At 48.1% G+C, this 24,612-nt stretch carries 27 protein-coding genes; 4 read left to right on the top strand and 23 right to left on the bottom strand.

Annotation, left to right across the window (positions count from 1 at the left end; translation table 11 throughout):
- On the top strand, window positions 1-218 hold a 218-nt coding region (locus QP339_RS02720), incomplete at its 5' end, for a hypothetical protein (protein WP_284910318.1).
- 190 nt (window positions 219-408) lie between these two features.
- On the opposite strand, the gene QP339_RS02715 is transcribed toward QP339_RS02720, so the two are convergent.
- From QP339_RS02715 to QP339_RS02705, 3 genes are read right to left on the bottom strand one after another with little or no spacing between them, the layout of a single operon-like run.
- Entirely contained in the window at window positions 409-1,737 is a 1,329-nt protein-coding gene (locus QP339_RS02715; RefSeq protein WP_284910317.1) for a glucose-6-phosphate isomerase, read from the bottom strand.
- 11 nt (window positions 1,738-1,748) lie between these two features.
- Window positions 1,749-2,162, bottom strand: coding sequence for a CvfD/Ygs/GSP13 family RNA-binding post-transcriptional regulator (locus QP339_RS02710; RefSeq protein WP_284910316.1), 414 nt, complete (start codon window positions 2,160-2,162; stop codon window positions 1,749-1,751).
- Window positions 2,162-2,761, bottom strand: coding sequence for a peptidylprolyl isomerase (locus tag QP339_RS02705; RefSeq protein ID WP_284910315.1), 600 nt, complete (start codon window positions 2,759-2,761; stop codon window positions 2,162-2,164). Before QP339_RS02705 ends, QP339_RS02710 begins: the two co-directional genes overlap by 1 nt.
- Before the next feature lie 183 nt (window positions 2,762-2,944).
- Between QP339_RS02705 and QP339_RS02700 the strand changes: the two genes are divergently transcribed.
- Together QP339_RS02700 and QP339_RS02695 are read left to right on the top strand one after the other, a co-directional pair.
- The gene (locus QP339_RS02700; RefSeq protein ID WP_284910314.1) at window positions 2,945-3,439 is read left to right on the top strand and encodes a divergent PAP2 family protein; all 495 of its coding nucleotides are present in this window, start codon (window positions 2,945-2,947) and stop codon (window positions 3,437-3,439) included.
- 25 nt (window positions 3,440-3,464) lie between these two features.
- Window positions 3,465-4,475, top strand: coding sequence for an NAD(P)/FAD-dependent oxidoreductase (locus tag QP339_RS02695; protein WP_284910313.1), 1,011 nt, complete (start codon window positions 3,465-3,467; stop codon window positions 4,473-4,475).
- 47 nt (window positions 4,476-4,522) lie between these two features.
- On the opposite strand, the gene QP339_RS02690 is transcribed toward QP339_RS02695, so the two are convergent.
- The 18 genes from QP339_RS02690 to QP339_RS02605 all read right to left on the bottom strand — a co-directional run bounded on the left by QP339_RS02690 (window position 4,523) and on the right by QP339_RS02605 (window position 22,977).
- Window positions 4,523-5,155, bottom strand: coding sequence for a TIGR01906 family membrane protein (locus QP339_RS02690; protein WP_070617904.1), 633 nt, complete (start codon window positions 5,153-5,155; stop codon window positions 4,523-4,525).
- Window positions 5,140-5,940 carry an HAD-IIA family hydrolase gene (locus tag QP339_RS02685; protein ID WP_284910312.1) on the bottom strand — a complete coding sequence of 267 codons (801 nt, stop codon included), beginning with the start codon at window positions 5,938-5,940 and terminating at the stop codon, window positions 5,140-5,142. The genes QP339_RS02690 and QP339_RS02685 overlap by 16 nt, the downstream gene beginning before the upstream one ends.
- A gap of 2 nt (window positions 5,941-5,942) precedes the next feature.
- The gene (locus QP339_RS02680; RefSeq protein WP_284910311.1) at window positions 5,943-6,569 is read right to left on the bottom strand and encodes a YutD family protein; all 627 of its coding nucleotides are present in this window, start codon (window positions 6,567-6,569) and stop codon (window positions 5,943-5,945) included.
- Between the two features lie 13 nt (window positions 6,570-6,582).
- A complete protein-coding gene (locus QP339_RS02675; RefSeq protein WP_070617934.1) occupies window positions 6,583-7,029 on the bottom strand; it encodes a MarR family winged helix-turn-helix transcriptional regulator in 447 nt (148 codons plus the stop codon).
- Between the two features lie 21 nt (window positions 7,030-7,050).
- A complete protein-coding gene (locus QP339_RS02670; RefSeq protein WP_371440390.1) occupies window positions 7,051-7,671 on the bottom strand; it encodes a DnaD domain protein in 621 nt (206 codons plus the stop codon).
- 51 nt (window positions 7,672-7,722) lie between these two features.
- The gene (locus tag QP339_RS02665; RefSeq protein WP_284910310.1) at window positions 7,723-8,916 is read right to left on the bottom strand and encodes a pyridoxal phosphate-dependent aminotransferase; all 1,194 of its coding nucleotides are present in this window, start codon (window positions 8,914-8,916) and stop codon (window positions 7,723-7,725) included.
- A gap of 18 nt (window positions 8,917-8,934) precedes the next feature.
- Window positions 8,935-9,408 (bottom strand): cell wall elongation regulator TseB-like domain-containing protein, encoded by a 474-nt coding sequence (locus QP339_RS02660; protein WP_284910309.1) that lies wholly within the window; start codon window positions 9,406-9,408, stop codon window positions 8,935-8,937.
- A gap of 4 nt (window positions 9,409-9,412) precedes the next feature.
- The gene (locus tag QP339_RS02655; RefSeq protein WP_284910308.1) at window positions 9,413-12,166 is read right to left on the bottom strand and encodes an exonuclease domain-containing protein; all 2,754 of its coding nucleotides are present in this window, start codon (window positions 12,164-12,166) and stop codon (window positions 9,413-9,415) included.
- Window positions 12,163-13,428, bottom strand: coding sequence for a CCA tRNA nucleotidyltransferase (locus QP339_RS02650; protein ID WP_284910307.1), 1,266 nt, complete (start codon window positions 13,426-13,428; stop codon window positions 12,163-12,165). Before QP339_RS02650 ends, QP339_RS02655 begins: the two co-directional genes overlap by 4 nt.
- On the bottom strand, window positions 13,425-14,204 hold the full coding sequence (gene dapB / locus QP339_RS02645; RefSeq protein ID WP_284910306.1) for a 4-hydroxy-tetrahydrodipicolinate reductase: 780 nt from the start codon (window positions 14,202-14,204) through the stop codon (window positions 13,425-13,427). Before dapB ends, QP339_RS02650 begins: the two co-directional genes overlap by 4 nt.
- A 64-nt stretch (window positions 14,205-14,268) precedes the next feature.
- On the bottom strand, window positions 14,269-15,558 hold the full coding sequence (locus QP339_RS02640) for a tetratricopeptide repeat protein (RefSeq protein WP_284910305.1): 1,290 nt from the start codon (window positions 15,556-15,558) through the stop codon (window positions 14,269-14,271).
- A 124-nt stretch (window positions 15,559-15,682) separates the two neighbouring features.
- Window positions 15,683-15,964 carry a non-specific DNA-binding protein Hbs gene (gene hbs / locus QP339_RS02635; RefSeq protein WP_067971897.1) on the bottom strand — a complete coding sequence of 94 codons (282 nt, stop codon included), beginning with the start codon at window positions 15,962-15,964 and terminating at the stop codon, window positions 15,683-15,685.
- A 155-nt stretch (window positions 15,965-16,119) separates the two neighbouring features.
- Window positions 16,120-17,430, bottom strand: coding sequence for a ribosome biogenesis GTPase Der (gene der, locus QP339_RS02630; protein ID WP_284910304.1), 1,311 nt, complete (start codon window positions 17,428-17,430; stop codon window positions 16,120-16,122).
- Window positions 17,431-17,532: 102 nt separating this feature from the next.
- The gene (rpsA, locus tag QP339_RS02625) at window positions 17,533-18,828 is read right to left on the bottom strand and encodes a 30S ribosomal protein S1 (RefSeq protein ID WP_502869643.1); all 1,296 of its coding nucleotides are present in this window, start codon (window positions 18,826-18,828) and stop codon (window positions 17,533-17,535) included.
- A 96-nt stretch (window positions 18,829-18,924) separates the two neighbouring features.
- On the bottom strand, window positions 18,925-19,623 hold the full coding sequence (gene cmk / locus QP339_RS02620; RefSeq protein WP_284910303.1) for a (d)CMP kinase: 699 nt from the start codon (window positions 19,621-19,623) through the stop codon (window positions 18,925-18,927).
- 20 nt (window positions 19,624-19,643) lie between these two features.
- Complete coding sequence (locus QP339_RS02615; protein WP_284910302.1) at window positions 19,644-20,432, bottom strand: LysM peptidoglycan-binding domain-containing protein; 789 nt, start codon at window positions 20,430-20,432, stop codon at window positions 19,644-19,646.
- Between the two features lie 75 nt (window positions 20,433-20,507).
- Window positions 20,508-21,977 (bottom strand): RecQ family ATP-dependent DNA helicase, encoded by a 1,470-nt coding sequence (locus QP339_RS02610; protein WP_284910301.1) that lies wholly within the window; start codon window positions 21,975-21,977, stop codon window positions 20,508-20,510.
- Window positions 21,970-22,977: a YpbB family protein gene (locus QP339_RS02605; RefSeq protein WP_284910300.1), complete on the bottom strand. Its 1,008-nt coding sequence runs from the start codon at window positions 22,975-22,977 to the stop codon at window positions 21,970-21,972. Before QP339_RS02605 ends, QP339_RS02610 begins: the two co-directional genes overlap by 8 nt.
- Before the next feature lie 25 nt (window positions 22,978-23,002).
- On the opposite strand from QP339_RS02605, the gene QP339_RS02600 reads away from it, so the two are divergent.
- A complete protein-coding gene (locus tag QP339_RS02600; protein ID WP_230080846.1) occupies window positions 23,003-23,218 on the top strand; it encodes a ferredoxin in 216 nt (71 codons plus the stop codon).
- 80 nt (window positions 23,219-23,298) lie between these two features.
- On the opposite strand, the gene QP339_RS02595 is transcribed toward QP339_RS02600, so the two are convergent.
- Together QP339_RS02595 and QP339_RS02590 are read right to left on the bottom strand one after the other, a co-directional pair.
- Entirely contained in the window at window positions 23,299-23,877 is a 579-nt protein-coding gene (locus QP339_RS02595) for an ECF transporter S component (protein WP_230080880.1), read from the bottom strand.
- A gap of 2 nt (window positions 23,878-23,879) precedes the next feature.
- Window positions 23,880-24,611 carry a pseudouridine synthase gene (locus QP339_RS02590; RefSeq protein WP_284910299.1) on the bottom strand — a complete coding sequence of 244 codons (732 nt, stop codon included), beginning with the start codon at window positions 24,609-24,611 and terminating at the stop codon, window positions 23,880-23,882.
- Window position 24,612 lies beyond the last annotated feature (1 nt).

Genomic DNA, 24,612 nt, shown 5'->3' with positions numbered 1-24,612 from the left:
TGGTTCATCAACTCGAAGTTGATGCCCTACACAATTGGTTCGTCTTCTTTGTTCAGTTTTCAAAGGTCTATCTCGTCGCCTCATCGAAGCGACTCAATTATTATATCATCTTTATCGAAATCTTGTCAAGAACTTTTTTAAAAAAAGTTTTTTTATTTTTTCGATTTGATGATCGCCCGCTTGTTCTTTGCCTCGAAGGCTTGAATCAAGCGACTTAATTAGTATATCGAAGTCATCGAAACTTGTCAACACTTTTTTTAACTTATTTTTGTTGGCGATCGATTTCGAGGTGATCTCGATCAGCAACAAAAGTTATTATACCTCCTTCTCTTCCCTTCGTCAACTCTTTTTCATAAAAAAAGCCAACTTTTTTATCAGTTGGCTTTAAACCCTTATCAAATCTCTAATTTATAGGCGTTCGTTCAATTCTTGAGCAAGTTCTTCGTAACCTTCTCGACCTAAAAGAGCGAACATATTTCTCTTATAAGCTTCCACACCTGGTTGATCAAAAGGATTCACCCCGTTAAGATAGCCAGAAATAGCGACGGCGATTTCAAAGAAATAAATCAATTGGCCCAGCGTATGTGCGTTGATTGCTGGCGCATGGAGAACTAGATTAGGAACGCCCCCATCCGTGTGAGCAAGTAGGGTCCCTTGGAAAGCCTTGGTATTGACCTCATCAACGGATTGGCCTTCTAAATAAGCAAGCCCATCACTATCTTCAGCTAGGCTTGGGATTTTAATATCCTTTTCAGTCTCCTCAACTTTAACCACCGTTTCAAAGAGGATACGGCGACCGTCTTGGATATATTGGCCTAGGGAATGAAGGTCTGTCGAAAAGTTAGCGCTACTTGGATAAATTCCTTTACCGTCCTTACCTTCTGATTCCCCAAACAGTTGCTTCCACCATTCAGCAAAATATTTTAATTTAGGCTCATAGTTAACGAGAATTTCCGTGTTATAGCCCTTGCGGTATAAAATATTTCGGATTGCGGCATAAAGATAGGCGTCGTTCTTGTTCAATTCAGGATCTTGATAAGCCTGGTGGGCCGCTTGGGCACCAGCCAAGAGCTCATCCGTATTAGCACCACTTGCTGCAATAGGTAGGAGGCCCACTGCCGTCAGAACGGTAAAACGACCACCGACACCATCAGGAATAACAAAACTTTCATAGCCCATCTGGTCAGCCTCTGCCTTCAAGGCCCCTTTCGCTTGGTCAGTCGTTGCATAAATCCGGGACTTAGCTTCTTCTTCCCCATATTGGTCGATCAAACGCTTCTTGAAGATACGGAAGGCAATTGAGGTTTCAGTCGTGGTTCCAGACTTGGAGATCACATTAATCGAAAAATCTTTGCCCTCTAAAGCGTCCATAACCTCGCTGAGGTAAGTAGCACTCAGGCTATTACCCGCGAAGATGATTTCCAACTTGCTTTCTTGGACAAATTGGTGGGTTAGGAAAGAAATGGCTGCCTTAGCCCCAAGATAAGAACCACCAATCCCTAATACCAGGAGAACATCGGACTCGGCTTGAATCTTTTTAGCTGCTTCCTTAATACGTTGGTATTCTTCCTTGTCATAGTCCAAGGGTAGGTCCAACCAATCCGTAAACTCATGGCCAGGCCCCTTGCCAGAACGTAGCAGCTGGTGGGCTTGGCTGACTTCACTTTGCATATAGTCAATTTCATGCTGGGAAATAAAGGGATCGAGTTTTGAGATATCTAATTTTAAATCTGCCATAGTTAGACTCCTTACTTATTAAAATGGTTTTCGTGGTAATCCTTGACTAGGCCCGACTGGATATTGGCAAGACCTTCATCCACCCATTCAGGCAGGTTCTCAGCAATCAAACTAAAACCGTAATCTTTGGGATGGTGGTGCTTGTGCCAGTTACCGCGGGCTGGTTTTTTATTTTTGAAGAGGGGTTGGAGCGCTCTTAGCGACAGGGAAATCTTTTGGCTGTATTCATCAATATCGATAATCTTGGCTGTGACTTCTTCACCAATCTCATACTGGTTATAAATATCCTTAACAAAGCCGTGGTTGATTTCAGAAATATGGATGAGGCCCTGGTGATTAGCGCCGAGACTCACGAAGATGCCATAGCTTTGAATACCTGTCACCTTCCCCTTAACAATATCTCCAATCGCGAATGTCTTGGTCATTAGGCATCACTTTCTGGATCAATAATCTGGATCCCTTCAATAACAACATCTTCTAGTGGTTTATCTTGGCCATCCCGGTCAACATTTTCAATCTGGCTGACCACCTCTTGACCTTCCCTTACTTGGCCAAAAACTGTGTGCCGGTGGTCTAACCAAGGGGTCCCCCCCTTCTCAGCATAGGCTTCAACGATTTCCTCAGGCCAACCGCCAGCCCGCAATTGGCTGACCATGCTGGCATCAACTGGTCCAGCTGAGACAATAAAGAATTGTGAGCCATTGGTATTAGGTCCTGCATTGGCCATAGACAGGGCGCCCTTAATATTAAAGAGAGAGAGATTGAATTCATCCTCAAAGGCCTGGCCGTAAATGGACTCTCCGCCGCGGCCCGTTCCAGTTGGGTCCCCGCCCTGGATCATGAAGTTAGGGATGACCCGGTGGAAGATCACACCATCGTAGTAACCCTCTTTAGCATGTTGGATAAAGTTTTCGACAGCTTTTGGTGCTAATTCAGGAAAAAGAGCGACTTCAATTTGCCCTTGCTTGGTTTTAATGATTGCTTTAATTTCTTTAGCTTGTTCTTCTAATTGTGGAAATGACATAACATTCCTCCTCTAAAACTATACATATTTTTTATTTCTATTCCTCTCTATTGTACCAATAGTTAAAGAAAATGTATAGTTATCGCTAGTTCTCTAATGGTGAGATTTATGTTATATTTATTAAGTAGCTGTCCAATCGACAGCATACTTTTACATGTAGCCAAAAAAATTACCGGAGGCCCTATGGACGTACTAACTAACCTACCGCTTGTGGCAACCCTCAGTGCCATTGTTGTTGCCCAAGCCCTAAAATTTCCCATCGCGCTCTTAATGCGCAAGAGCAATGCCAAACTTGCCTTGCTCCATGCGACAGGGAGTATGCCCAGTTCTCATTCGGCTGCTGTGACAGCCTTGATTACTGCGCTTATCCTTAAATATGGCTACCAATCCGCCTACGTTGCGATTGGGGTGTGTTTTGGCGTGATTATTATGTTCGATGCCATGGGGGTCCGGCGGCAAAGTGGTGAGCAGGGCATGCTTCTTCGCCAATTGCTCTTGATTCTCGAAGAGCGAGCAGCTAAAGAAGACGATCCTGTCCTCAATCGCCAATTGAAAGCCATTAAGGAGAGCAAGCTCGTTATCGATGATTATTTAGGCCACAAGCCTTCAGAGGTTATTGGTGGCATTCTGACAGGTATTGTCGTGACCCTACTCCTTAATAGCTTCTTTAATTTTTAAAGCATTTATATAGAAAGGACGTTCTATGGAAACTCTCTCAAGTGATCTGATCATTATTGGTGCTGGCCCTAGTGCCCTTTTTGCGGCTTTCTATGCTGGTATGCGCCAGTTGAGCGTAAATATTATTGATAGCTTGCCTGAATTAGGCGGCCAACCCAAGGCTCTCTACCCCGACAAGATCATCTATGACATCCCTGCCTATCCCGAAATTTCGGGGGCGGAACTCATCGACCGCTTATCCCAACAGCTGGCCCGCTTCCATGCGACCACCCAATTCAGCCTCAACCAAGAAGTTTTAAATTTAGAAAACGATAATGAGGAATTTGTCGTAGAAACTAGCCGTGCGACCTATCGCGCTAAGGCAGTCATCATTGCAGCTGGTAATGGCTCTTTCAGCCCCCGCAAGGTTGACCTGGACCAATTAGACCATTATGAAAACCGCGGCGTCGCCTATTTCGTCAGCAATTATACGGCTTATGCGGGTAAGAATGTCGCCATCTGCGGAGGCGGCGACAGTGCCCTCGATACAGCCCTGGCCCTGAGCGATTACGCTAAGGAAATCTATCTGATCCACCGCCGCGACCGCTTCCGGGCCCATGAATACTCCGTTGAAGCCGCCCGGCAAAAGGACAACATTAACTTCATCACCCCCTATGTCCCAACTGGCCTAGAGGGAGACGGCATCAATCTCTCTGCCATCCACCTGCAAAAAGCACGGTCAGACGAAGGCCAACGTATCCCAGTAGACCAAGTCATCATGGCTTATGGCTTTACTTCTTCCCTAGGCGAAATTAAGAATTGGGGACTGGACATCGAAAAGAATAAAGTCCTAGTCGACGGTCACTGCCAAACAAACCTGCCTGGTATCTTTGCCATTGGCGACATTGCAGGCTATCCGGGTAAAAGCGACTTAATTGTTTCTGGCTTTGGCGAAGCCCCTACCGCCATCAACGCTGCCTACCACTACATCTATCCGGAAAAACGCATCAGCCCCTTGCACTCCTCTGACTTACTGAAAGAGGACAAAACAAAATAAAAACAAATAGCGCTTAGCTGAAAAATAAATTCAGCTAAGCGCTATTTTTATATTCTTTGCAATTTCTTTTTCAAACAAGCATAAAGTCCTTGAATCCCTAACTGAAAGAGAACAAAGAAGAGGATAAAGCAGAGCATAAAATAACTTTCTGGTAGGACTTCAATAATTGGATCTGTTGCGGGATCAAAGAGCCAGGCCTGGTTATCAAACAAAACTTGATGGAAGAGAACAAAGACGCGGTTGAAGTTCAACGTTAAGCCGATAATAGCTATAAGGGGCAGATAACGCAGGTAAGCAAAAATCCGATAAAGAAGGTAAAGGGTGCCTGCTTTTAAAGGCTTCCTAGTGAGGAGCCAGCTGAAGCCGAGGCCAGCTAGGAAAGTCGGATAGACCATCAAAAAGAGCTGCTTGACCTCGTAAAAATGGAAACGGGCTGAGGCGGAAGAAGGAAAATAAGCAAAGTCTAGTCCTGTCCGCCATGGAAAATTCAAATAAGTGAGCATCTGCCAGTAGTCATGGAGGACTTCTTGATTGGTCAAGCCCACTCGCTCAGCTAGATTGCCGGCATACAAGACCAAGAGATAGAGGGGCAAGCACCAAATCGTCAATAGCAAGCCGCCTGCTACTAGCCCAATTAAGAGGCTTAAGGTCACTAGGCCGGCTTTTAGATACTTGGCCATAAGTCCATCAGCTCTTGATAGTCCTTCACCAGCCAGGTAGGTTCAATATTTAATTGGTCAATGTCGGCTCTCTGGTGAACTCCGGTCTCAATTAAGATCGTTGAAAGACCAGCCCGGTTAGCAGCCAAAATATCCGTGGTCAGGTTATCCCCTAGCATCACGACTTCATCCGCTTCGAGGCCCAAGAGCTCCAAGGCACCGAGGATAATATTGGGGCTAGGCTTGCCGCAGACAATCGGCTCGGTTCGGGACACATGGGCCACCAATTCACCCAAGGCCCCTGCCCCAGGAACAAAGCCATGGCTGGAAGGAAATTGGATATCCGGATTGCTTAAATAAAACTTGGCGCCTGACTGGGCAGCATAGGCGCACTGGGCGAGTTCTTGGTAGGTCACACTTTGGTCTAAGCCCATGACTAAGAGCTCAACTGGCTCGGCCAAGGGATCAGAAACGATCTGATAGCCTTCTTCTGCTACCGTAGCCTTCAAATAATCGCTCCCCATGACATAAGCCTTCTGTCCAGCTTGGCTGGCTTCCTGCCCCAATAAATGAGACAAGGCGTCCACGCTAGTATAAACTTGATCAGGCTCCGCCTCAATCTGGTGGTAGTCCGCCAAGAACTGGACAGCTTCCTGGTGGGACCGCATAGAATTATTAGTCACAAAGAGGAAAGGCTCCTGGGCAGCACGCATCTGCTCGATCCATTCCCGAGCACCAGGAATGGCGGACTTGCCCTTGTAGACCGTTCCATCCAAGTCTAAAAACATGGCACGTTTCTTTTTCATGCTTATTTTTTTCCTTTCGTTGAACGAATTTTAAAGCCCTCTTTTTTCTTATTGCCCTGGGTAATCGTCTTACGCTTAACGCCTTTATTTGAGGACTTGGTCGAGCTTTTATCCGTTTTAATACTGAAATTAGCCTTCTTATCCCGATGGCGCTTGTGTGACTTGTTCTTGCCCTTATCCTTGCGCTGGCTTTTCTTCTTATAGTTCTTATTGTTTCGGTTCTTTTTGGGCCGTTTTTTCAATTGACGGTTGCGCTCTTGGCGTTCTTCCTCGTCGCGCTGGTGTTCCAAGACAAAATAGTCGCAGGCAAAATTACAGTACTCCAAGAGATAATCCGTTAGGTGTGAGATCTTACGCTCCAGGGGTACATGGGGTACATCATCTTTATAAAAGCCCTTTAGACGAACTTGTTCATAGGCCCAGTCGCCGACGATATAGTCATAAGTATCCAGAATCGGCATATAGCGGTCAGCTAAAGCTTCCAAATCGATGGCCTCTTCCTGGCTCCATTCCTTAACAATAAAAGGCTGGCCGTTAATCAATAGTTCCTGGTTATCCGTTCGTTGGATCTCAGCTTTGGGGAAGGCTTCTTGTTCAGGGCTCTTTTCCGGGCTGTTCTTCCTTGGCATGGGCATCCTCCTTTCATTTTTGGTCGCGCTTGTAATACTCTTCGGCCTGGAAGCCTAATTTCTTATGAATCAGTCGCAGGCGCTTCAATTCATCCGCATCAAGGACAGAGAAAAGCTGGTTGACATAGTCCTTATGTTCTTCATAGTCAGCAGCTATCTTACGCTGTCCTTTGGGGGTTAAAGCAATGATAATCCGGCGCATATCCTTTGACGACCGTTCCCGTTTAACTAGCCCCTTGCCTTCCAAACAATCGATCACGTAGGTCACCGAACTGTTGGGGATAAGCAGGTGTTCCTTGATGTCTTGGACGACATGGGGTCCCTTGTTCAAAAGATATTCGAGTATCATAAATTCATTTTCAGTCAATCCATAAGTCCTCATGTCTTGCTTGAGGGCCCGCATCATTAGTTGATGGGACCGTAACAAGACACGTAGGGTATGCAGTTTTTGCTCGGTCATATTATCCAAGTTGCTAGCTCCTTACTCCTGGTCTTTTTTGATAATTTTCTTCATAGGTGCTGGTGGCAGGTCTGAAAGCGAGTGTTGGTCCCTTTGCTTAACGTTCCTTTGCTTGGGATTGCGTCGCCAATTCATTAAAACCTTGTCAATATAGCGCAGGCTATAGGCCTGGGCCAGGACAGCTTCCTTGATGGCTTCAAAGATCATGTCAGTTGGAAACTTATCCTTATGCAGCCAGTCTACCACCTCTTGGTATTCAATAGGTGACAGGGGCCGGCCAAATTCAGTCTCCAAGACTTGGAAGATCTCGGCTTCTTGGTCTTCTGTTTGTTTACTCTCTTCTTCGGCTTGCCGCTGCTTGACTAAGGCGTCAATCCTATTATACAAGAATTCCAGGTTATAGTACTCCGTTTGTTGGTTATTTTCATTTTTCTTACTATCAATCCGCAAGTACTGGCGGTCCACTAAGGAATTAATCAAGCTTAAGATCTCATCCCGGGTCATCCCCATCCGCTTCATCAGCATAGAAAAGCTGGGGAATTCCACATTATCTTGCTGGAAACTAATCAAATGTATGAAAAAAAGCATCTCCTCATTGGTGATGCCTATTTCGTGATACATCTCAAGAAGGAGTGTCCGCAAAACCGTATATTTTTCGATTTTCAATCTTGATCATGCTCACTTTCTAAGTCTTTACGCTTGGACTTGGTGGTCTGTCATAAAGTTGTCAATCCGGTCCATGGCTTCAAGGAACTTGTCTTGGTCAGCTGCATAGGAGAAGCGCAAGAAGTCTGGCATACCAAAAGCACTCCCAACCACACTAGCTACCCCAGCCTCCTCCAAGAGAGCCATAGCAAAGTCATCGACCGTTGCATAGCCGGTTAAGGCTGCAGCTTCACTACAATTAGGGAAGAGATAGAAGGCGCCCCGCGGTTTAGCTGCTAGATTAAAACCAGGTATAGCTTTCATCCGGTCATAGGCAGCGTTTAAACGTTTTTCAAAGGTCTGGCGCATCTCCTCCAGGTCATCTTGGGGGCCTGTCAAAGCACCGATCGTCGCATATTGGGCAATACCGGAAGGGTTCCCGCTTACTTGACTAGCCAACTTATTCATCGCGCGAATAATATCTTCATCACCCATGCAATAACCTAGGCGCCAGCCCGTCATAGCATAGGCCTTGGAAGCGCCGTTCACGACGATGGTTTGTTTGCGGATAGAGGGTGAGATAGAGGCCATGGAAATCGCTTGGGTACCATTGTAGACCAATTGATAGTACATCTCATCGGAAATGATCAGAATGCCCTTGTCCACACAATAGTCACCGATGGCCCGCATTTCTTCTGGACTGAGCACAGCGCCAGAAGGATTGGAAGGGGTATTCAGAACAAGCAGCTTGGTCTTATCGGTACAAACTGCATCCAATTCTTCAACGGTTAAGATAAAATTATTGCTTTCTTTAGTTTCAACAATCACAGGTTTTCCCCCAGCTAGGCGGATCTGCTCATAGTAGCTGACCCAGTAAGGTTGGGGAATAAGAACTTCATCGCCAGGATTGACTAAGACTTGGAAGAGATAATAGAGGACAAGTTTACCCCCGTTCCCGGCAAAAATTTCACTTGGCTCACAGACAACACCGTCATGTTTTTCATGGTAGTGGGCGATAGCTTCGCGTAATTCTAAAGCCCCGCTGGCTGGCGTGTAATGGTGGCCCTTGCCGGCATACATGGCTTCCTTGGCATAGTCCAAGATATATTGGGGTGTGTCGAAGTCTGGTTCACCCACTGTCAGTGAAATAATATCCCGACCCTGGGCCTTGAGTTCTCGGGCCTTGTCATTAGCAGCTAGTGTTTTCGATTCTTGTAAATTCATGATGCGTTCAGAGATCATAGCGTCACCTCATTGTTTCTATAAATTATTGATCGTTTCATACCAAGTGCCGTTAGTTGCATTGATATAATGATACCCTAAATTACCGTCTTTATCGACAAAACTTACCTCCCAAACGAAAAATTTTTCATCAAAACCGAGCCGGGCTTCTTTAACCTCGACTTCAGGCAATTCGTTTTGGGTCAAGGCGATGGCATTTTCTTCTGTTACCATCTCGTCAACAAAGCCTGTGTGCACCCTTTGACTGTCCGGTTGGTAAGTTAGATAGACCTCCCGCCCCTCTTCATTTTCTGCCCGAACACTGTACCAAGTCTCGTCCTTGGTAAAGAGATAAAAATCTTTGATGTCCGATAGCTTGTGGTCCTGGGCCAGCTGGCTGACCTCGTCTTCCGCATCGATGAGTGGTTTTTGGGAAGAAAAATAAACGTTATTGGTCAGCACAATATAGAGGGTGAGAACGGCAATTAGGATGTAGAGTAATCTTTTTTTCATGCTGTCATCCTTTATTTTGGCTAAAATTCCTTGAAATGTTTTCTAAGTCCTGGAGGCGAACGGGTCTAAAGTCAGCGCTGCTGGCCAGGCTGGCTTGCAAGTGGTCGGCATAAGCACTCTTGAGTATCCGTTGATCTAAAGAAAGGAAGTCCGCTCGGTCCCCCTGACCGTTAGCTGCCCGACCAATGGCTTGCTTGAGCCGGACCAGCATATCTGGAAGGGCTACGCTCTCAAAGTAATCCCTAGCCTCTTCTCGGGCCAGGGCCTGTTTAGCCAATTCATCCGCTGCTTCCGGTGCTGCAAAAGGCAAGCGCGGCTGCACGACAAGATCCAAAGCTTGCTTGAAGTGGACGCCTTCGCTGAAGTTCTGTAAACCGATGAGTAGGCCCTGGTCTTCCTGGTCAAAGAGTTGGAAGAGTTTATGGCTATGTTTGAAGTTGAGCTGGCAATAGAGCTTCTGATAGGCCTGGTAGTCGAGGCGGTCTTTTAAGGCAGCTTCGACTAAGCGGGCCTGTTTTTTGGCATTGACTAAGACCAAGACCCGCTGGTAATGCTTGGGCCAGAGCTCAAGCAGGCAGTCCGCCGTCCAAGCTGCTGCCGCTTTGGCATTCATTTTATCAATGGACAAACCATCCATCAAGACCTGAACTTCCTGGCTACCCTTGGAGCTGGCATAAGAATAATGGATGGCTTGGCTATCAAAGCGTTGGTCAGCCAAGGGGCTCGCCGAAATAAAGACGGTCTGACAGGCCAAAGTATCGAGAAAGCCTTCCAGTAGGCGCTGGTCTTCAAAGGGTTTGCCCTGGAGCTGGCAGTGAAGGTCCTCCCCGGCTTCAAGCAGGTCCAGAACATAATAGTCCAAGTCCTTTCCTTGAACTAACTGGGTCAATTGATCATTCATGACTTGCTGGGAACAAACCATGTCCTGCAATTGGTCCAAGCGCTGGCTGCTAAAGCCTGACTTAACTTGGACAGCCCGGCATAAATGATGAAGAGAATTCGATAGATCTCTCACCTGGGCCTGGACAGCCTTGAGCTGATTGTAAAGGCCCGAAGCCTGAAAGGCAGCTTTTAGCATAAAGCTATCTTTGTGGTCGCTCTGTTGCTTGTAGTAGACAAGTTTGCGGTAATGCTCTTCCAAATAAGCCATAATCTGGTCAAATGTCTGCCAGACATCCTGGATCAATTGACTGGACTGGTACAAGTCATCAAAAGATTGGCCAGAGAACTGATAAGCCTCAGGAAAATGTATCAGATTAGCCAGCAATTTTTGTAAGTGTTTGTGCTGGTTCTCAAAGGCCTGAGTTGACCAAGAAGCGGTCGCCTGGGCCTGGAGGGTATCCAGCAATTGGTGGCTCTCATCCACTAAGAGCAGGCCGGAAGAGCTGAGCAGACCCCAGTCTTCCAAGTCCGCCTGGTGCTGGCAGAGGAAGGCCTGGTTGGTTAAAACCAGGTCTGCTTCAGGAATGGCCTCCCACTCCCGGGCATAATAGGCGTGGTCGCCCCACTTAGACAGGGCCTGGTCGCAAGCCGCTTGCGTCGCCTGCTTGCAGCTGAAGTCCTTGGTCAAAAGTCCCGGGTTCAATTCCACCAACAGTCCCGTCTGACTTTGGGCCAACCAGATCATGAGGGCTGCCAAGAGCAAGGCATCCCGTTTCTTGACCTGCTTAGAAGTTAAGACCTCTTCATGGAAGGCCGCTAGAGCGGACAAGTCGATATAGTGACGAGAACTCTTGAGCTGGACATAGCGCAAGGGCCGGCCAAGAATATCGGCTGCCTGCTGGAGACTCTCTTGAGCCAGACGGTCCTGGAGCAAGCGGGTTGAGGTCGCTAGGACGAGATTGGACTGACCCGCTGGCGCTTGCAAGGCTGCCAGAAGATAGGCCAGGCTCTTGCCCGAACCTGCAGGCGCATCGAGGCAGGCCAGACCCGACTTATCCTGGTCAAAGAATTGAGACAAGTCCCGGCACATAGCCAACTGGAGTGGGCTCAACTGGCAGTCCCCCTGGCCTATGCAGAGGGTCCGGCCCTCTAATTCAACAAAGTCAGCCTGGTCTTGGCCAAATTGTTTAGGAAAGACCAAGCCCTGCCCCTTCTGTTCAGCAAGGTAGAAGGGGCCCTTCTTAACCAAGCCTTCCCTTGTCCGCGGTGCCCAGTCCTCGACCCAAGCATTGAAGTAGAGACCCGTTTGTCGGATCATCGTCGTGGTCAAAGGCTGAATCGTTTGGAGCAAGTCATAAGACAAGGCTTTAATTCTTTCTTGAATCAGTAACAAAAGTTGGCCCGTGGCCCGGGCATCATCGAGGGCCGTATGGGCATGAACCAAGTTGATGCCATGTTTTTCCGCAAAGTCCCCTAACTTATAGCTCTGATCACAAGGATAGAGGAGACGGATCAATTCGACCGTGTCAATCCCCTCATTGCTAAGCGGCGGATAGCCCAGCTTTTCCAAGCTCCGACTCAAGAATTTGTAGTCAAAGTTGATATTGTGGGCCACTAAGATCCGGTCGCCCAACTTATCTAGGAAGTCATCGGCAATTTCTCTTAAAGTCGGGGCCTGGGCCAGCTGCCTATCCGTAATTCCAGTTAAGTCGACAATGCGCGGAGGAATTTTTTGCCCAGGTTGGACATCCCAGCTGTATTCAGCTTCAATGCCTTGGTCGCTTAACTGAACCAGACCGATTTGGATGATTTTGTCCCCTTCTTTAAAGGAAGGACCGGTTGTTTCAATATCTACCACGGCATATCTTCTTATCACAGATGTTCCTCCTCCGTTGCAATTTCTTCTTTTAGCCAGGCCAGCAGACTGGCCTTATCATTGGCGACTTGACCCGCCAAAACAGCAGCCTCTAAAGCCCCTAACCAGCGACCAATCTGTGCCCCTTCTTGGGGATGGAAGGCCTGGATCAAGTCCGAGCCATTCACAGCCAGGTCCTTTAAGGAATGAATGGGAAGGGCTTGCCAATTCTCCTGGCAAGCGACGAGATTCGCTGGACTAAAGCTCTGGCTCAGCAAGCTTCCCTCAGCTTCTTCCTGGTCTAGGACTTTTTCTACCTGCCAAGCAAGGTCAAAACCGAGGGGATAGAGTGCCTCGGGGTCCCAAACACTTAGCCCTTGGCGGACAGCCAAGGCATAAGCCAGGCCGGCAATGTGCTGGTCTTCACGCTTGGACATCTTCCAGGCTCGGGCCAGCTGGTGACTGGCTTGATTGTAAGCTTGACGGTCTGCCGCAGGGCCTAGGTCTAAATAGAGGTAGAAGGCCCAGGCCATATCCGAATCCGCAAAAGGACTAGCTGCTAAGAGTTTTAGCATGGCCTCCAAGACTTGGCGGTCCAGATAAGGGCAATAGGCCCACAAGTCAGCTTCCAGCATCTGTGCTAGGCCTTTTTGCCAATTTTTACCTTGCCACAACTTGTTCATCTCCACTAAGATACGCTCAATGGCAATCTTCTCGAGGAGAGGGGCATTGGTCTTGAGAGCTTGGGAGGTTTCTTCGGCAATATCGAAATCTAATTGGCTAGCAAACCGGACAGCCCGCATCATGCGCAGGGCATCTTCATGGAAACGTTCATTGGCCACGCCAACCGCTTCAATCCGCCCCTCTTTAATCGCCTCTTGCCCCTCAAAGTAGTCGATAATCCGACCATCTGAAGCCATTGCCAGGGCGTTCATGGTAAAGTCCCGGCGCAGGAGGTCCTCCTGTAAAGATTGAACAAATTCAACTTTGTCCGGCCGCCGATAGTCCTGGTAGCCAGACTCTGTTCGAAAGGTCGTAATCTCATAGGTCTCCCCTTCATACCAGGCCATTACAGTTCCATGTTCTAAGCCCACATCAAAGTGTTTGGGAAAGACTTCTTGGACCTCTTGGGGGTAGGCCGAAGTCGCAATGTCCACATCATGGATGGGCAGGCCTAGTAAGGCATCCCGAATCGCCCCACCGACAAAATAAGCCTCATAGCCTGCTGCTTCTAAGGCCTTGAGGACAGGCAGGGCCTGTTGAAAGACAGGATCTTGAATCATAGGATATTCTCAAGGCCATAGATCAGTTCTTGACTTGCCATCACATGGTCAACTGCCATAGCCACCCCTTTCATATAAGATTCCCGGGTAAAGGAATCTTGGCGGATGGTCAGCGCTTCACCAGTACCACCGAATTGCACGACTTGGTGGGAGTTGAGGCCAGGCAGGCGGACACTGTGAATGCGGATGCCATGGAAGTCGGCGCCCCGTGCGCCAGCCATTTGTTCTTTTTCATCAGGGTGACCGCTCGCATAATCGCCTCGCTCTTCATAAATGAGTTCAGCAGTTTTTTGGGCGGTCCCACTTGGTGCATCTAATTTTTGATTATGGTGCATTTCAATAATCTCAACATCAGGAAGATACTTGGCCGCTTGCTGGGCAAAGACCTGCATTAATACCGAGCTGATCGCAAAGTTAGGCGCAATCATGCCACCTAGTTTGGCTTCTTGGCTCAGTTCCTTCAGTTCTTCAATCTGGTCAGCGCTAAAGCCAGTGGTCCCAACAACGGGATGGACCCCATGTTCAATATAATAGCGGGTGTTGTAGTAAGCCGCATCAGGTTGGCAGAAATCAATGGCTACATCGATGGCTTCCTTGTCTAAAGCTTCTTCAATACTGCTGTAGACGGGGGCTAGGTCTTGCCAAGCGCTGAGGTCTTCGGCTTGATCAGCCCTGATATCAACCAGGGCAGCCAAGTCGAAACCCTCATGGTCAACCACCATATGAGCAGAAGTCTGCCCCATCCGTCCTAAAAATCCTGTTACTAAAACTTTCATCCTTACGCATCCTTTCGCTTTTCTTTTGTCTCAAAAGATTACCCTTCCATTATAGCATTTATTCCTAGAAATATTCACCCATATCTTGGTCCGATAAGAAGGGATAGAAGGACGGGTCGGACTTGAGTTCAGGCCGGTCAGCTAATACGTGCGCGATCGCTTCTTGGTCGCCCTCTTCACGCATAAAGCGCAAGTAGTCATAAACAAAGCTAACATCTCCTTTTAAGTCAGGATAAGCTTTTTGATAGTAGTCGTGGGCCTTAGCGAAGTCTTCGTTTAAGTCATAGGTCCGGGCAACGAGCCAGGCCAATTCGCCTGACTGATAGGATTCGACCGGCATAGCTTGGACCTGGTCCAAGGCGGCTTGACCATCCTCCGCTGCTAGATAGCCGTGGAGGATGAGTTCATGCATGGTCGTATAGTCAGGGTCTAAGGCCAGGGCTTGCTGGGCGTCAGCTAGGGCTTGGTCACTTTGACCGAGCTTCTGGTAGAGTCTTGCCCGCTGGCCCCACAAGTCCGCATCAAAGGGTTGGCTGTTAAGGGCAGAGGTCAGCATCCTGAGCGCTTCATCGTCTTCGTGGAAGGCCTCTTTCACTTCTGCATAGAGGGCCAATTCCTTGGCAGTCAATCGGTCTTCGAGATAGAAGGATTCCAGGATCCCCTGGGCCTTCTCATAGTCTTCGTTCAGGGCATAAAGCAGGCCCAATTGCTTCTCTTCAGACTCCGTCCGCTCTTCCGGGTTCTTGCTTTGGAGCCGGTCCAAGGCTTCATCAAAGTTACCCACAGCGGTCTGGGCAAAAAGATAGTTCTCTTCTACTTTCTCGCGAATTGGGTCCGGCAATTCTTCATCATCCAAGAGTTGACGGTAGTCTAATAAGACGGATTGGAAGTCTCCCTGGTCAAACTTCAATTGGGCAATCCCGTAACGAATGACTGTTTCATCTGGGGCCAGGGCCTGGGCTTCCTGGAGTTTGACCATGCTCACTTCTGGCAGTGACAGCATTTGATAAGCATCTGCCTGCATCAAGAGGGCCTCCACCTGGTAAGGGTGGCCGTCACCTAAGGCCAGCAGGTCATCGATAGCTTCCGCGTAAGCGCCTTGGTCAATCTTGGCCTCTGCCTTCAGGAGCTGCCATTCCAAATTACCTGGCTCTACCTCCTGGGCTAAGTCATAAATCTTAAGCAAGCTGGTCAAGTCACCTAGGGTCCGGACCGCCTCAATCAGGTCTAAGAGCTGGTCTTGGCTGTAAGCCTGGAAGTTAGCTTGCAAGTCTTCCAAGCATTTGTCGATACCCGCTTGGTCCTGCAAGCGGATTGCTTGAAGCAAGCGGCTAATATTTTTTTCAGTCTGCATGCGCATTCCTCCTCCGCTATATTTTAGCATACTGTTCGCCCAGCCCAAGGATAAGTCCTTGAAGCGACTAGTAAAAATAAAAAGCCAGGTTCGAAGACCTGACTTTTACTACTCTTTGACGAGATTAATTTCCTTTAACAGCGTCTTTCAAGCCTTTACCTGGTTTGAAGGCAGGTACTTTACTTGCTGCGATTTGGATTTCTTCACCTGTTTGTGGATTACGTCCTTTACGTGCTGCACGTTCACGAACTTCGAAGTTACCGAAGCCGATGATTTGTACTTTTTCACCTTCTTCAAGGTAAGCTTGGATGGATTCAAAAACTGCATCAACTACTGGAGTCACGTTTTTCTTTGAATCTCCAACTGCGTTAGCAACACTTTGTACTAAGTCTGCTTTATTTGCCAATTTAGTTCACCTCCTCCGATAAAGATTATCGGAATGTTTATTGAAAACATTTTTAGGATTTCTCTATCTACTTAGATAATCCATTCTAAGGATACCACAGAAGCCTTGTCACTACAATGTTTTTCTAGGTAAATTAGATAAAGTTTATGTCTCTTTTACTTTCTTTCACGGGTAATTAATTTGATCGGTGTCCCCTCAAAATCGAAGGATTCTCGGATTTGATTCACGAGGAAGCGTTCATAGGAGAAGTGCATCAGATCAACATCATTAACGAAAGCAACAAAGCAAGGAGGAGCTGTAGCCACCTGGGTCAGGTAATAGACTCTCAACTTGCGCCCCTTGTCTGAAGGCGCTGGGTTAATGGTAATGGCCCGGTTTAAGACATCATTGAGAAGTGAGGATTGGATCCGGCGTTGGTGGTTCTCATGAACGTGCTTAATTAGTTCCGGTAATTGGTGGAGGCGTTGCTTGGTCTTAGCTGAAACAAAGACAATCGGTGCATAGTCGATGAATTGGAAGTGAGCACGGATTTCGGCTTCGAATTCTTTCATCGTGTGATTATCCTTCTTAAGAGCATCCCACTTGTTGACAACGATGATCAAGCCACGCCCCGCTTCATGGGCATAGCCCGCAATATTCTTATCCTGGTCGCGGATTCCCTCTTCAGCATTCAAAACGAGGAGGGCCACATCGGCTTCTTCAATGGCGCGCATCGAACGAAGGACCGAATATTTTTCCGTTTTTTCGTAGACCTTCCCCCGCTTGCGCAAGCCAGCTGTATCGATAATCCGATACTTCTGCTTGTCCACTGTGAACTGGGTATGAACAGCATCGCGGGTCGTTCCAGCAACATTGGAGACAATAACCCGCTCTTCCCCGAGCATGGCGTTCACAATCGAGGACTTGCCCACATTTGGCCGTCCAATCACTGCAAAGGAAATGGTATCATCCACAGGGCCCTGGTCTGGTTCCTGGGGGCTGAGCTTCAATGCCGTCTCTAAGAGCTCACCCAAGCCCAAACCGTGGGCACCTGAAATTGGCACAGGATCGCCTAAACCTAGGGAATAGAAGTCATAGATATTCGCCCGTTGTTCCGCATTGTCCACCTTATTGACTGCCAAGATAACGGGCTTATTGGTCCGGTAGAGCAATTGGGCAATCATTTCATCGGTGTCGGTCACGCCATCGCGGACATTGGTCAGCATGACAATAACGTCTGCTTCTTCCATAGCAATCTCTGCTTGGGCGCGAATCTTGTCCTGGAAGGATTCATTGGAGAAGTCAATCCCACCGGTATCAATAATATTCAAGCGTCGGCCTAGCCACTCCGCATGGGCATAGATCCGGTCGCGGGTGACGCCAGGCGTATCTTCCACAATGGAGATCCGGTCCCCCGCCAAACGGTTAAAGATGGTCGACTTACCAACATTGGGCCGTCCCACAATCGCAATGGTTAAATTAGCCATTTAAAAACCTCCTTTAAACAACTTTCTTTCTGATAAAAAAATAAAGGCTGGCAAAATGAAGTATTTTGCTCAAGCCTCTATTTTCAACTCATTATCTTTAGATTAGTCTTCGTCGCTAAGGTCTAATCCTTTTAATTGGTCGCCTAATAAGTCGCCAAAAGTAAAGCCTGTATCTTCTTCAGCTGCTTGGTTTTGACGTGCAGCTTGGCCACGGTTATTCTTACGTGCTGGACGAGATTTCTTAGCACGTGGTTTGTGGTCACGGTCAGCGCCTTCTTCTTTAGCAGGTGCTTCTTCTAAGGCTTTGATACTTAATGATAAGCGGTTTTCTTCTGGGTCCACATCAAGCACTTTAACTTGTACTTCTTGACCTTCTGATAATTTATCAGCTGGTGTATTCACATGCTCATGCGCAATTTGTGAAATGTGAACTAAACCTTCAACGCCTGGGAATACTTCAACGAAGGCACCAAAGTCAACAAGACGGCGTACAATACCATCTAATACGGCACCCTTAGGCGCTTTTTCTTCGATATCTTCCCATGGTCCAGGAACTAATTCCTTAATTGAAAGTGAAATACGACCGCGGTCTTCATCAACAGATAAGATCTTCACGTCTACTTCTTCGCCAACAGTTAAAACATCTGAAGGATGCTTCACGTGATGGTGAGCAATTTGTGAAATGTGAACTAAACCGTCAATGCCGCCTAAATCGATAAAGGCACCGAAGTTAGCTAAACGCGCAACTGTACCAGTAACAGTTTGACCAGCTTCGAATTGCTCTAATTTTTCAGCACGTTCAGCAGCAGCCTTTTCAGCAGCGATTTCTTTGTGGGATAGGATCAAGCGGTTTTCAGCAGGATCGATTTCCACAATTTTAACTTCTAATTCTTTGTCTTTGTAAGGAGTGAAGTCCTTAACAAAGTGATCTTCTACCATTGAAGCAGGAATGAAACCACGAACGCCAGCGTCAACAACTAAACCACCCTTAACCACTTTCTTAACGGGAACAGTGATTGTTTCGTCGTTTTCAGCTTTTTCTTCAAGTTCTTTCCAGATCTTCTTAGCTTCAACGCGACGGCGTGAGAGTAAGAAAGAACCGTTTTCTTTTTCTTTGATTTGTTTAACAACAACCAATTCAATGACGTTGCCAACTTTAACTACGTCTTCAACATTGTCGATAGGTGTTGATGAGATTTCGCGGAATGGCACAACGCCTTCAACGCCGGCGCCTTCGATCCCTACGATTAATTGGTTGTTTTCATCGATGGTTAAAACTTCACCATTAACAGTGTCGCCAATTTTAACGTCCAAGGTTTGATCAAGGACATCTTCCATTGATGGCATTGCCTCTGTTTCTTCTACTTCATGATTTTGTGCTTCAAATTCGTTTGACATATATTGTATCCTCTCCTAAAGTACTAGCCACCAGTCAAGAGACCAGTGTTACAACGTTGATTTTACCATGTTTGCCTTAATAAAACAAGCGATCCACTAAATATTTTCAGCTTTCTCACGCTTTTTTTCGTCGATAATGGTAATTAAACGCTCTTGGACCTCTTCGATGGTCAATTCTGAGCTGTCGACATGGACCGCATCAAGGGCTGGGCGCAAAGGGCTTTCCTCCCGGTTCATGTCATAATGGTCCCGCTGGCGGATTTCTTCTTCAATTTCTTCCAGGCTTTGGTCTGAATACTGGCGGTCCTGGTTCTCGAGATAGCGACGCTTGGCTCGCTCATGAACGGAAGCGATCAAGTAAATCTTGACTTGGGCCTGGGGCAGGACCACTGTCCCAATGTCCCGGCCATCCATGACGATCCCTGCCGCACAGCTAGCAATCTCTTGCTGGCGCTTAACTAATTCCTGGCGAACCAAGGGAATGGCTGCATAATAAGAGACCAGGTTAGATACCTGGTCCTCACGAATCGCCCGAGTCACCTCTTCGCCGTTCAGATAGACCAACTGGCCCTGGTCTGAAGCTTGAAAGGAAATCTCAATTTCCTCCAAGAGTTTTTTTAAGGTCTTTTCCTCTTCTGGTGCAATCCCAGCCCGGCTAGCGGCTAAACTTAGACAGCGGTACATGGCCCCAGTATCCAAGTAAATATAACCATAGTGTTGGGCCAGGCGTTTAGCCAAGGTCGACTTGCCCGAAGAAGCTGGTCCGTCAATCGCAATTTGGAAATTTTGAGTCAATTCAGGCGCTCCTTTCCGCATTACTGTACCCTAAGGACGGTACCTGGGGCAATATTCGAATTTGCACTCAGGCCATTAGCTTGGAGTAATTGGTCCAAGGTCATGCCATGGTTAACAGCAATCCGGTAGAGGTTGTCCCCTGCTTGAACGGTATAGGTACCAGAAGTCCCAGCAGTATTTTGCCCTTGTTGGTTCTGTTGGGCATTAGCCGAAGACTGGGCCAAGGAAGCACGTTCGGAAGCTTGGGCAGCTTGTTGTTGCTGAGCTGCGATGCTAGCTGAAGCTGCTGCTGACTGACTAGCTTGGTTAGCGCTCTCCGCTTGTTCTGAGGAAGCGATAGAGGCTGACTTCTTATCGGCTTCTTCTTTAGCCTTGGACTCCGAAGCCTTCTTCCGGCTCTCTTCCTCAGCCTTGCTAGCGGAAATATTCTGGGTCTTGGACACCATCACTTGGTCGGTTGATTGGGGTTCAACCGTCTTCTTCTGGTTAGCGGTGTAGACCGTAATGATCAAAGGCACAATCACCATCACTAAGAGGATGAAGGTCAAGACTTTAGCAAAGGGTGAGATCTTCTCATCATGGCCCTTGGGATTGCGGGCTGAACGGGAATATTGGCGTTTCTTCAGGTTCTCGTATTCACCAAAATTCTGGTCGGCCTCATCAGTAAATTCACTCGTTTCAGGGTCATCTCCTAGGTCTTCGTAGTCATAGTCATCGACTTCATCATAAGCGTCGTAGTCGAAGTCCTCCTGGTCCAAATCATCTGAAGGGCGCTTTCTAAACTGATTAAACTTATCGCGTAAGCTCATAACGGGTCAATCCTTTCCAATTCATTTAAAAAAATTGTATCACTTTATAGCTGAAAAGTCATTTAAATTCCTCGCTCACTTGCGGTTAAATAGTTGGTCCAAACGTTCTTGCCAGTTCGGACGCCCCGCCTTTTTGGCCGCCTGCCCAGATGCCAAGTAAGCCTGCCAGGGGGCCAAAGATTCAAAGTTAGGCTGGCAGCGGCTGCAACAAAAAGCAGGTTTTTCTCCCTCTTCCCCACTTTGGAAATAGGCCAGAAGCCCTTGTCTCAAACAGGTCTCCCCTTCAACTAGAGCCAGTAGATGGTCTAGGGCTAGCTGGTTCTTCTTGATATAAGCCTGATAGTGAGCCTTAGCTTGGTCAAAATCATTAAAATGAAAACGATAGAAGTCAAGCCGGGCGCTGACGCCCTGGTCAAGCCCGTGGGAAAGTTGGGAAAGTTGGCGGTCAGTCATCTTAAAGCTATGAGCTAACAAAGCTAAGAAGTTGTCTGCCTCTTCTTCTGGATGTTGCCTAAAGTAAAGCATGCGCCGCTTCTCTTCCTGGTCCACTAAGATCAAGTGGTAGGCCTGCTTGCGGTCGCGACCGGCGCGGCCGCTCTCCTGACTCAATTCATTCAAAGAAAAAGGCAGGTGGTAGTGGATAACAAAGCGCAAGTCTGCTTGATTAATTCCCATTCCGAAGGTTGACGTGGCAAAAATCACATCCAAGCTATGGTTCAGAAATTGTTCCTGGATAGCAAAACGTTGGCTATCCGGAAGGTCAGCATGGTAGGCTGCCACATTCAGACCCTGGGACCGAAAAGTCTGACTCAGTGCTTCGAGTTCGGCTTTTTGGTGGACGTAGATGATACCTGGTTTAGGTAAGTGGCTCAATTTTTGACCGAGAAATTCAAACTTGTCCGCCGCATCCAAGAGCTCACAATCGTAGAAGATATTGGGGCGGTCCAGAGGGAGTTTCACCGTCTTGACTTTCTCTTCAGGGTCAAAGAGGTAGGACTGAATGGTCCCAAGTTCAGCCGGGCTCGCCGTTGCGGTCAGAGCTAGGGTTAGGGGACGGCCCAAGTCTTGGCGGAGGGCTTTGAGCTGGGAATATTCGGGCCGAAAGTCTACCCCCCATTGGAGGATACAATGGGCCTCATCCACCACAAAGAGGTCAATCGCTAGTTGCCGGAGCCGGTCTTTGACCCGTCCTTGTTGGATCATCTCTGGCGATAAGAAAAGAAAACGATAGTCCCCTAGCTGGGTCAAGGCCTGGTTGAAGGCTTGGGGACTAAGCGCACTATTTAAGGCCATGGCTCCTTTAAAACCGCCGAGCTGGAGCTGGGCCAATTGGTCTTGCATCAAGGCAATCAAAGGAGATACAATGACCGTTAGTCCAGACTTGCCCTGGGCAAAGAGTTGGTAGATCAAGGATTTTCCGCCCCCAGTTGGCATCAAGGCCATGACCTGCTTGCCGGCTTCCAAGGCCTCCAAGGCTTCTAGTTGACCGGGTCTAAAGGTGTCCAAGCCAAAATAAGTCTGTAATTCCTGCTTAAAATCACGCACGAGCGAAGTCCCCCCCTTCTGCTTCAAGATTAGCAATCTGCCAGACCCGGTAGAGCCAAAATGCCTGGTCCCCATATTGATCCTGGAAAGAGGCAAAGTCTTCTGGAGCTTTTTCCTCATAGAAGCTTTCAGGGGCTTTCCCCAGAGCTCGGCTCAGGCCGGGCAAGAAACGGTCACAGTCAAAGATAGCCACTTCAATCAAATGATCGGCCAGTGTCGAGGCTTTGAGTCCCCTCCTGGCCTGGACTTCCGCTAGGCTAGCTCCCTGGTCCAAGCCTTTCAAGGTCAGATCAGCAGAAGGCTTCCAGGCAGGGAAGCGCCGGTTGAGTCCTTTTTTGAAATAAATAAGATAAGGACAAGCCTCTGCTGATCCAAGGGCCTGGTCCAAGCGCCCTAAAACAAAATGTCGGGCCAAGGTAAATTTCTGGCCCTGCAATACATCTAACCAATCCTCAGCCGCCAAAGCGGGGAGGTCGTGTCCTGAAAATTGACTGAGCAAGAAATCAGCCTTGTCCTGAGGCCAGTCTTCTAAAAGCCGTGCCCATTCCTGGTAAAATGAGGCTGTAAAGGCCTCCCGTCCCTGAATCCTTAGCTGGCTAAAATAGGCTTTCACAAATTGCTGGACTTCCCAGTCTTGGGTCACCGTCACATAGCGCTTCTGGCCATAAGCCAGCTGGGAGGCAGCTTGGACGAGAAGCAAGTAGGCCTCATAGCGTTTCTGCCGGTTTTGGGGGAAGATCATGCCCTGGCGGTAATCAAGCAGGTCTGCCAAGAAAGAAGGCTTTGTGTTAGAATAATTCTGACGACTCGCTTGCTGGGCTAAAACCTGGCCCCAGTCAGACTTCTTGAGCTGGGGGAAAAGACCAAAATAAGCCTCCAATTGATGCTTTTTCGCAAAGTAGAGGGTCGATGGCGTCCGCTTGCCAACCAACACTTGGTAGGTCGAATTCGGCGCCAGGCCCTGACAGCTAGTGATAACTTTGACAAGAATTTCGTTCACGCGACTCCCTCCAGAAAGGTGATTGATGATGCAAGGACAAATTATTCCCGAAGCCTGCATTGCCTGCGGGATTTGCCAGCTCAAAGCCGAGCAAATCTTCGACTATGACGATGAAGGCATCGCTTACTTCAAAAACGCAGACCAGGCTTACCGAGCCCAGATTCCAGACGATCAAGTCGAGGCCTTCCGCCAGGCCCTCACCCATTGTCCGACAGGCGCTATCCAGCGGGTCAAAAATTAAAAAAGCTTTCCGTTATGGGACCTTTCAGTCCCATTATAACGGAAAGCTTTTTCTTTGTCTGCCCTCTTCCTCTACAAGATCTACAACCAACGATCCAAGATCGGTAGGAGGCGTCTGAGGAAGAAGTGAGCGACGATAGATACCAAGATCCCCTTGACGAGGTTAAAGGGCACAATGCCCATGAGTAGGTATTGGACCATATCATTAATTGGAAAATTCATCACTGCCGAATAGAAAGGCGCTAGCACAAAATAGTTCAAGGCGACCATCACTAGGGTCAACGATAGGGTCGCCGAGCCATAAGTTAAGAGGAGTCTCGACCAAGCTAGTTGGCGATCCTTAGCCTTGATGGTTCCTAAGTGACCCCGTAGGAAATAGTAAATCGGTAAGATATAGGCCAGACTAGCTAAGAAGCTGGCCAAGTCGCCAATTGGGTAACCCGCATCCCCACCAGTTTGGATATAGTGGAGCAGGGTCCGGATCAAGGCTGCTAGAGCACCGGACAGGGGACCATAGAGGAAGGTCGTTAATAAGAGCGGGATATCTGAGAAGTCAATCTTTAAGAACGGTAAGGCGAAAAGAATGGGAAAGGCAAAGAACATTAAGAGATAAGCCAGTGCTCCCATAATCGCTATAAACATTAATCTTTTAGCCTTCACAACTACTTCTCCTTTCCATCTTCTGCCAAGTCTTTGAGCTGTTGGACCTCAAAGGGCAGGAGGACACGGGATTGACCGGGCCGCAGATCATCCAGGTAGATATTCCCATAGAATTCACGGCGCAATTTTTGTACGGAATGACCGATGGCGTCGAACATTTTACGGACTTGGCGGTTGCGGCCTTCGTGGATGACTAATTCAACCACAGCATAGTCCTTGGCTTCTTCCGTCTTAATCATCCGTGCCTTGGCTGGGGCCGTCTTCTTGCGGTCAATAATGACCCCCTTCTCCAAGCGGCGGAGGTCGTCGCGGGTTGGAATGCCGTTGACCTTGGCGATATAACCCTTAGCCACCTCGTGACTGGGGTGCATGAGGAGGTTAGCAAATTCCCCATCATTGGTTAAGAGCAAGAGGCCACTCGTGTTATAGTCCAAGCGGCCAATCGGATAAATCCGCTCTTCCACATCTGGGAAATAGTCGGTCACACAAGGGCGCCCACGGTCATCTTCCACTGCTGAAATGACGCCCGTCGGCTTGTTGAGGACAAAGTACTTGGGTTCTTCCTTGTAGATTGGAACTTCATCCACTTCCACCCGGTCGTGGCGACTCACCTTGGTCCCCAATTCCACCACCGTCTCGCCATTGACCTTCACCCGGCCAGCTGTAATTAACTTTTCCGCTTGTCGGCGTGAAGCCACGCCTGCATGTGCAATGACTTTCTGTAATCTTTCCATA

The sequence above is a fragment of the Aerococcus sp. UMB7834 genome (assembly GCF_030215145.1).
Taxonomy (GTDB): domain Bacteria; phylum Bacillota; class Bacilli; order Lactobacillales; family Aerococcaceae; genus Aerococcus.
This window is presented reverse-complemented; position numbering and strand designations above follow the sequence as displayed.

Excerpts from the sequence above, each read along its gene's own strand:
- QP339_RS02680 (WP_284910311.1), bottom strand. The coding sequence starts at position 6,569 with ATGCCAAGGAAGAACAGCCCGGAAAAGAGCCCTGAACAAGAAGCCTTC.
- der (WP_284910304.1), bottom strand. The coding sequence starts at position 17,430 with ATGGCTAATTTAACCATTGCGATTGTGGGACGGCCCAATGTTGGTAAG.
- QP339_RS02600 (WP_230080846.1), top strand. The coding sequence starts at position 23,003 with ATGATGCAAGGACAAATTATTCCCGAAGCCTGCATTGCCTGCGGGATT.
- QP339_RS02675 (WP_070617934.1), bottom strand. The coding sequence starts at position 7,029 with ATGACCGAGCAAAAACTGCATACCCTACGTGTCTTGTTACGGTCCCAT.
- QP339_RS02690 (WP_070617904.1), bottom strand. The coding sequence starts at position 5,155 with ATGGCCAAGTATCTAAAAGCCGGCCTAGTGACCTTAAGCCTCTTAATT.
- QP339_RS02640 (WP_284910305.1), bottom strand. The coding sequence starts at position 15,558 with ATGCAGACTGAAAAAAATATTAGCCGCTTGCTTCAAGCAATCCGCTTG.
- QP339_RS02710 (WP_284910316.1), bottom strand. The coding sequence starts at position 2,162 with ATGACCAAGACATTCGCGATTGGAGATATTGTTAAGGGGAAGGTGACA.
- QP339_RS02660 (WP_284910309.1), bottom strand. The coding sequence starts at position 9,408 with ATGAAAAAAAGATTACTCTACATCCTAATTGCCGTTCTCACCCTCTAT.
- QP339_RS02700 (WP_284910314.1), top strand. The coding sequence starts at position 2,945 with ATGGACGTACTAACTAACCTACCGCTTGTGGCAACCCTCAGTGCCATT.
- QP339_RS02650 (WP_284910307.1), bottom strand. The coding sequence starts at position 13,428 with ATGATTCAAGATCCTGTCTTTCAACAGGCCCTGCCTGTCCTCAAGGCC.
- dapB (WP_284910306.1), bottom strand. The coding sequence starts at position 14,204 with ATGAAAGTTTTAGTAACAGGATTTTTAGGACGGATGGGGCAGACTTCT.
- rpsA (WP_502869643.1), bottom strand. The coding sequence starts at position 18,828 with ATGTCAAACGAATTTGAAGCACAAAATCATGAAGTAGAAGAAACAGAG.
- QP339_RS02685 (WP_284910312.1), bottom strand. The coding sequence starts at position 5,940 with ATGAAAAAGAAACGTGCCATGTTTTTAGACTTGGATGGAACGGTCTAC.
- QP339_RS02665 (WP_284910310.1), bottom strand. The coding sequence starts at position 8,916 with ATGATCTCTGAACGCATCATGAATTTACAAGAATCGAAAACACTAGCT.
- QP339_RS02590 (WP_284910299.1), bottom strand. The coding sequence starts at position 24,611 with ATGGAAAGATTACAGAAAGTCATTGCACATGCAGGCGTGGCTTCACGC.
- QP339_RS02715 (WP_284910317.1), bottom strand. The coding sequence starts at position 1,737 with ATGGCAGATTTAAAATTAGATATCTCAAAACTCGATCCCTTTATTTCC.
- QP339_RS02615 (WP_284910302.1), bottom strand. The coding sequence starts at position 20,432 with ATGAGCTTACGCGATAAGTTTAATCAGTTTAGAAAGCGCCCTTCAGAT.
- QP339_RS02695 (WP_284910313.1), top strand. The coding sequence starts at position 3,465 with ATGGAAACTCTCTCAAGTGATCTGATCATTATTGGTGCTGGCCCTAGT.
- QP339_RS02705 (WP_284910315.1), bottom strand. The coding sequence starts at position 2,761 with ATGTCATTTCCACAATTAGAAGAACAAGCTAAAGAAATTAAAGCAATC.